Source organism: Stenotrophomonas sp. HMSC10F07 (assembly GCF_001807895.1).
Taxonomy (GTDB): Bacteria; Pseudomonadota; Gammaproteobacteria; order Xanthomonadales; family Xanthomonadaceae; genus Stenotrophomonas; species Stenotrophomonas sepilia.
The window spans coordinates 1-7,021 of record NZ_KV791315.1; the positions used below are offsets into that span (position 1 = coordinate 1).

Annotated in this window: 6 protein-coding genes; 2 read left to right on the forward strand and 4 right to left on the reverse strand. The window is 67.8% G+C overall.

Going from position 1 to position 7,021, the window contains the following annotated elements:
• Positions 1-139: 139 nt before the first annotated feature.
• The 4 genes from ppk1 to HMPREF3114_RS00465 all read right to left on the reverse strand — a co-directional run bounded on the left by ppk1 (position 140) and on the right by HMPREF3114_RS00465 (position 6,176).
• Entirely contained in the window at positions 140-2,227 is a 2,088-nt protein-coding gene (gene ppk1, locus HMPREF3114_RS00450; RefSeq protein ID WP_053500783.1) for a polyphosphate kinase 1, read from the reverse strand.
• Positions 2,228-2,231: 4 nt separating this feature from the next.
• Entirely contained in the window at positions 2,232-3,563 is a 1,332-nt protein-coding gene (gene phoR / locus HMPREF3114_RS00455; protein ID WP_005415460.1) for a phosphate regulon sensor histidine kinase PhoR, read from the reverse strand.
• Positions 3,564-3,669: 106 nt separating this feature from the next.
• Positions 3,670-4,359, reverse strand: coding sequence for a phosphate regulon transcriptional regulator PhoB (phoB, locus tag HMPREF3114_RS00460; protein ID WP_005408258.1), 690 nt, complete (start codon positions 4,357-4,359; stop codon positions 3,670-3,672).
• Between the two features lie 116 nt (positions 4,360-4,475).
• Positions 4,476-6,176, reverse strand: a complete 1,701-nt coding sequence (locus HMPREF3114_RS00465) for a M48 family metalloprotease (RefSeq protein ID WP_176746359.1) — start codon at positions 6,174-6,176, stop codon at positions 4,476-4,478.
• A gap of 88 nt (positions 6,177-6,264) precedes the next feature.
• Between HMPREF3114_RS00465 and grxC the strand changes: the two genes are divergently transcribed.
• Both grxC and HMPREF3114_RS00475 read left to right on the forward strand, forming a co-directional pair.
• The gene (gene grxC / locus HMPREF3114_RS00470; protein WP_004154541.1) at positions 6,265-6,555 is read left to right on the forward strand and encodes a glutaredoxin 3; all 291 of its coding nucleotides are present in this window, start codon (positions 6,265-6,267) and stop codon (positions 6,553-6,555) included.
• Positions 6,552-6,944 (forward strand): carboxymuconolactone decarboxylase family protein, encoded by a 393-nt coding sequence (locus HMPREF3114_RS00475; protein ID WP_004154542.1) that lies wholly within the window; start codon positions 6,552-6,554, stop codon positions 6,942-6,944. The genes grxC and HMPREF3114_RS00475 overlap by 4 nt, the downstream gene beginning before the upstream one ends.
• Positions 6,945-7,021: the final 77 nt, after the last annotated feature.

The window sequence follows — 7,021 nt, forward strand, 5'->3', positions numbered from 1 at the left end:
CCGGACCCACCCCGCCTTCGACAGTTTCCCGCGGTCTGTCGGTACGGCACGGGGTCGGATCCCGTTGCTGCGCAACGGGCTCTGACCCCTTGGTTCTGCATGGGCGATGCGTGCCGACCAACGGTCGGCACCTACCGGATCACAGCCCCTGCATCAACGCCATCTGCGCCGAATGCGGGGCTTCGTCGTGGGCTGGGGCACGCTTGTGGTAGATGCCGTGCGCGTCCAGTTCCCAGGCGTTGAGGTTGTCGTCAAGGTAGTTCTGCAGGACTTCGCGGTAGACCCGCTTGGCCAGTTCCGGATCGAGGATCGGGAAGCAGGTCTCGACCCGGCGCAGCAGGTTGCGTTCCAGCCAGTCGGCGCTGGCGCAGTACATTTCCGGTGCGCCGTCGTTGCCGAACCAGTAGACGCGGCTGTGTTCCAGGAAGCGGCCGACGATCGAGCGCACGCGGATGTTGTCCGAGATGCCCGGTACGCCCGGTCGCAGCGTGCAGGCGCCGCGGATGATCAGGTCGATCTGCACGCCGGCCTGCGACGCGGCGTACAGCGCGCGCACCACCTGCGGTTCGTTCAGTGCGTTCATCTTGGCGATGATCCGCGCCGGGCGGCCAGCGGCGGCGATGCGCGTCTCGCGCTCGATGCGGCCGAGGATGCCGGTGTGCAGGGTGAAGGGCGACTGCAGCAGGCGCTTGAGCTTCATCTTCGACGCCAGCCCGGACAGCTGCTGGAACAGCAGGTGCACGTCATTGCCGATGTCCGCATCGGCGGTGATCAGGCTGATGTCGGTATACGCGCGGGCGGTGCCGCTGTGGTAGTTGCCGGTACCCAGGTGCACGTAGCGGCGCAGCTTGCGGCCCTCGCGGCGCACGATCAGCAGCATCTTGGCGTGGGTCTTGTAGCCGACCACGCCGTACACCACCTGCACGCCGGCTTCCTGCAGGCGATCGGCCAGGCCGAGGTTGGCTTCTTCGTCGAAGCGGGCGCGCAGTTCGACCACCACGGTCACGTCCTTGCCGTTGCGCGCGGCCTGGATCAGCGCATCGACGATCAGTGAGTCCTTGCCGGTGCGGTACAGGGTCTGCTTGATCGCCAGCACGTTCGGATCGATTGCCGCCTGCCGGATCAGGTCCAGCACTGCGGTGAAGGCGTCGAACGGATGGTGCAGGAGCAGGTCCTGGCGCGCCACCGTCTCGAAGATGCCGTCACTGTCGCGCAGCGTGCGCGGGGTCATCGGCGGGTATTTCAGGTCCGGTTGCGCGATCAGATCGTACAGCTGGATGATGCGGTTGAGGTTGACCGGGCCATCGATGCGGTACACCGCGTTCTCGGTCAGGCCGAAATTCTGCAGCAGGGTCCGCACGATCTCGCGCGGCATGTCGTGCGCGATCTCCAGCCGCACCGCTGGCCGGTAGCCGCGGTCGACCAGCTCGTCACGCAGCGCCAGCGCCAGGTTTTCCACTTCCTCCTCGTCCACCACCAGCTCGGAATTGCGGGTGACGCGGAACTGGTAGGCGCCCTGGACTTCCATGCCCGGGAACAGCTCATCGACGAAGGTCGACAGCACCGACGAGAGGAACACGAAGTTCTGGGGCCCGCCGAGCTTTTCCGGCAGCTGGATGATGCGCGGCAGCGAGCGCGGCGCGCGCACGATGGCCAGGTGGCCGGCGCGGCCGAACGCATCGGTGCCCTTGAGCACCACCACGATGTTCAGCGACTTGTTGAGGATCTTCGGGAACGGGTGCACCGGGTCAAGGCCCAGTGGCGACAGCACCGGCATGATCTCGTTGCGGAAGTAGGCGCGCAGCCAGCGCTTCTGGCGGTCGGTCCAGGAGTGGCGGCCGAGCACGCCGATGCCGGCCTCCATCAGCGCCGGCCGCAGCGTCTCGTTCCAGCAGCGGTACTGCTGGTCCACCAGTTCGGCGGCGCGGTCATGGATGGCGCTCAGGATGGCCTGCGGGCTCATCCCGTCCGGTGCGGGTGGCAGGCCGTACTCCTGCGCGTGGCGCACGGCGGCGGCACGGATCTCGAAGAACTCGTCGAGGTTGGTGCAGGAGATGCACATGAAGCGCAGGCGCTCCAGCAGCGGCACCTGCGGGTCCATCGCCTGGGCCAGCACGCGGAAGTTGAAATCCAGCTGCGACAGCTCGCGGTTGATGTACAGCGCCGGGTCACGCAACGGATCGTTGTCCGGGCTCACGGGGAGGGGGAGGGATCCGAGGCTGCTCATGGCGTCATTCTTCGATGGAGGTCAGGGGGGCGGACTCGCGCGGGCGCACGTGGTCGGCATCGAAATGGCAGGAGAACACCGAGCCCTTGCCGACTTCGCTTTCAATCTCCAGCCGCGCGTGGTGCAGGCCGAGGATGTGCTTGACGATGGACAGGCCCAGGCCGGTACCACCGCTTTCGCGCGAGCGGCTGCTGGAGACACGGTAGAAGCGTTCGGTCAGGCGCGGCAGGTGGGTGGCCGGGATGCCGTAGCCGGAATCGCGCACCGCCAGCACCGCACCGTCGCCCTCGCGGCGGAACTCCACCGCGATGCGGCCACCGGCCGGCGTATAGCGCACCGCATTGGTGACCAGGTTGGAGAAGGCGCTGTGCAGTTCCTTGGTCGAGCCCTGAAGGTCAACGCCGGCGAGGTCGTCGATGCTGATCTGGTGGCGGCCTTGGCTGTGCGCTTCGGCTTCGCGGCGCAGCGTCGCCAGCATCGGCTGCATGGCCACGGTCTCTTCCTCGCTGTGTTCCTGCGATTCGAGGCGCGACAGGGTCAGCAGGTCTTCCACCAGCTGGGCCATGCGCTGGCTCTGCTTGCGCATTTCTTCCAGCATCGGTCCGGTTCCCGGGAAATCCTCCGGGTCCATCATGTCCAGGTAGCCGTGGACCACGGTGAGCGGCGTGCGCAGTTCGTGTGAAACGTTGGCGACGAAATCCCGCCGCACCTGCTCCAGGCGCAGCAGCTTGCTGACGTCACGCGCGATCAGCAGCCAGTAGTCCGACGAATAGGGAATCAGGCGCAGGTTCAGGCGGATCGCCGGATCGACCGGCGAGGGTACGTCCAGGATGGGCTCGGCATTGCGGCCACCAGCCAGCCAGTGCGCCAGCGGCATTGGCTGCAGGCGCTCGACCAGGGCCTCGCCAAGGTCGCCGGGATGGTGCAGGCCGAGCAGAGCGGTAGCCGCTTCGTTGAACCACTGCACGCGCTGGCTGTTGCGATCCAGCACGACGACGGCATCAGGCAACGCGGCGGCAGCAGCGCGGTAGCTGCGCAGCATGTCCAGCAGGCGGCGCTTGCGCACGCGCATTTCCACCTGGTTGCGGTACAGCAGGCGGTCCAGTTCGTTCCAGACGCCGGTGCCTTCTTCGGCGGTGTCCCAGCGCTGGCGAGCGGTCAGCCGGCGCAGAACGCTGCGCAGGCGCCAGTAATGCCAGGCCAGGGTCGCCAGCGCGCCCAGTGCGATGCACAACCACAGATGGCCCGTGAACCACCCCACCAGTCCGGCGAACAGCAGCACCGCGGCAACGGTGGCCAGGGTCTTCAACCAGGCAGAGCGGATGTGGCGGGGCATTGCGATCTCGTCGTTGAGGTGCGGCGGTTCACTGGGGTGAACCGAGGGTTATAGCAGAGTTGCCGGCACCGGCACCCGCAGGTGCGCGGTGCCGGCACGACGAGACTCAGGTAGCAGTGGAGAAGCGGTAGCCGGCGCCGCGCACGGTCTGCACCATGTTCTCGGCGTTGAACGGCTCCAGCGTCTTGCGCAGGCGGCGGATATGCACGTCGATGGTGCGCTCCTCCACGTACACGCTGCCGCCCCATACATGGTCCAGCAGCTGCGCGCGGGTGTAGACGCGCTCGGGATGGGTCATGAAGAAATGCAGCAGACGGTATTCGGTCGGGCCGATCGGCACCGGCTGGTCGTTGGCGAACACGCGATGGGCGGCGCCGTCGATACGGATCGGGCCGACGGCTACGCTGCCGTCCTCGTCATCTTCGCGGGCGCGGCGCATGACCGCTCGGATGCGGGCCAGCAGTTCGCGTGCCGAGAACGGCTTGACCACATAGTCATCGACACCGGCCTCGAGGCCACCGACGCGATCATTCTCTTCGCCGCGGGCGGTCAGCATGATGATCGGTACTTCGCGGGTCAGCGTTTCCTTGCGCCAGCGGCGGGCCAGGTCCAGGCCGCTGGTGCCGGGCAGCATCCAGTCCAGCAGGATCAGGTCGGGAACGCGATCGGCGATCGCGGTCTGGGCCTCCCGGGCATCGCCGGCGTGGACCGGTTCGTAATCGCCCTTGCGAAGGGCGAAGGCGACCATTTCACGGATCGCGGGCTCGTCATCGACGATCAGGATGCGTTTCTGCACGAGGACACCGTAGGGCTCGGTTACTGGAGTGGTGCCAGTAGACTACGGTTTGATGACATGTTTGTGACTACCCGGCCGGAACCGGCCTGGATTGCCATCGGCCGGTCATGCGGTGCTCAGCGGCGGTCCAGGTCCGGGTCCTGCACGCCCTGCCGGCGCAGCTCCAGCACCGTCGGGGTGATCGATTCGATGCGGGCGTCAACCCGCGCGCGGCCGATGTAATCCAGCGCCGGGTTGCGCTTGAGCGCCTGCAGCTGCATCAGCGCCTGTTCTGGCCGCCCGCTGAGGAAGGCGGCCTCGGCATAGGCCTCGCTGGCGCGCACGCTGTCGCCAGCCAACTCGCTGGCGCGGGCGAAACGCTGCTGGAAGACCGGATCGTTACCGCTTTGCGACAGCAGGGGGCGCAGCATCGCCTGCGCACGCTGGCCGGCTTCGCGGCTGCCTTGTTCGTTCAGGATCTCGGCATAGGTCAGTGCCACCGGGCGGCTGTTGGGGTGTTCGCGCAGCAGCTGCTCGAAGCGGCTGTTGGCTTGGGCCGCCTGGCCTGCGCGCGACTCCGCCTCGCCCAGCCCCAGCGCCAGCCACAGGTTGCCGGGGTGGCTCTGCAGCAGGCCGGCCAGGGTCTGCCGGGCCTGGCCGGCACCGGCACGGCCACCGCGCATCACCGCCAGCGCCTGGCCGTAGCGCTGCGCATCGTTGAGGCCGTCCTTCTGCCGCTTGGCCAGGTCGGCGTACTCGCGCTCCAGCTCGGGGGTGGAGTCCGCGCTGAGCACGCGCAGGCGCTCACGCGCCCACTCGAAGTCACCGCTGGCGCCACGGTTGAGCTGGCCGATCGGCAGGCGCAGCACACTGCTGGGCAGCAGCGGGTTGTTGCCGCGCAACAGCGGCTCGCCCAGGCTGGGATCTGCCGGGTCCACCCGCTCCTTGCGCTCGCCGGTGGGGGTGCTGGTGGTGAGCAGCACCGTATCCTTCTTCATCTGCTGGGCGCGGGACTTGGCCTCGCTGATGCGGGTGATGTTGACCGGGTGGGTGCGCAGGAACTCGGGCACGCTGTAGCCGCCTTCGTTGCCGCGCATGGCTGCCGACATCCGCTCGAAAAAGCCGGCCATGGCATCCACGTCGTAGCCGCTGCGCGACAGGGTGCGGATGCCCAGACGGTCGGCCTCGGACTCGTTGGAGCGGGTGTAGTTGATCTGCCGCTGCTGCATCAGGCCCATGCCCGAGCTGATCGCGGCCATCGTCGCGTTGCCGGACGACGTGCTGTTGCTGGCCTGGGCGGCCACTACCGCCGCCAGCATGCCCAGCAGGATCGGGATCTGGTCGCGCTGGGCGCGCTCGACACCGCGCAGCACGTGCTGCTGGGTAACGTGGGCGATTTCGTGGGACAGCACCGCAGCGACCTCGTCCTCGCGCTCGGCGGTCAGCACCAGTCCGGCATTGACCCCGATGTAGCCGCCCAGCGTGGCGAACGCGTTGATCTGGCGGTCGTTCATCACGAAGAAGGTGTACGGCTGCCGCGGCTGGTCACTGTTGGAGCCGAGCCGGGTACCCATGGTCTGCAGCCAGTCGTTGACCAGCGGATCTTCCAGCAGGTAGCCGTAGTTGCGCAGCTCGCGCAGCATCATCGCGCCGTACTCGGCCTGGCGGGCCGGGGTCAGCAGCTCGCCGGCCGAAGAGCCGATGTCGGGCAGCTTCTCCTGGGCCTGGGCCAGCGGCATGGCCAGGGCCAGGGTGACGGCGGTAGTCAGCAGCAGGGCTCGCAAGCAGAAGGTCCTCGGGCGGGGCGCGCCAAGCGTGGCAGGGCGGGGGGCAACCATTCGTTAATCCACAGTGTTGCGGCCGTGGCGTGGAAATTCCAGCGCACCGGTACCATATGTAGACCGTCGATCCATCGTGGAGTTTCCCGTGACAGCCCAGACCGCCGGCGGTGCCCCCGCCATTACCATCTATTCCACTGCCGTCTGCCCGTACTGCGTGGCCGCCAAGAACTTCCTGAAGAGCAAGGGCCAGCAGTGGACCGAGGTCCGCATTGACCTGGACCCGGCCGAGCGCGAGAAGATGATGGCGCTGACCCGCCGCACCAGCGTGCCGCAGATCTTCGTCGGCGACGTCCATGTCGGCGGCTACGACGACATGATGGCCCTGCACCGTGAAGGCAAGCTCGAGCCGCTGCTGGCCGGGCAGGGCCAGGCATGAGCGCGGCCGACGACGGCAGCAAGGACCGCATCGCCGAGTTCACCGAGTTCCGCAAGCGCATGAACGAGCGCATCCTGGGCGAACCGAACCAGGTGGTGCGCCGCTTCTTCGCGCTGGATACGCAGACCTACCAGGCCGGCGCGCTGGACGTGAAGACCAAGGAGCTGCTGGGCCTGGTGGCCTCGATGGTGCTGCGCTGCGACGACTGCATCAGCTACCACGTGGCCCAGTGCAAGGACGCCGGGGTGACCCGCGAGGAGTTCTTCGAGACCTTCTCGGTCGGCCTGGTGGTGGGCGGCTCCATCGTGATCCCGCACCTGCGCCGCGCGGTCGACTTCCTCGACCAGCTGGAAGGCGGCGCCGCCGCGCCAGCCGCGCACGAGCACTGAGGATCGTGCCGGCCGCGGGCCGGCATCGCCTGAACCCGGCATGGCCGGGGTTGCCGGCCAGCGGCCGGCACTACCGC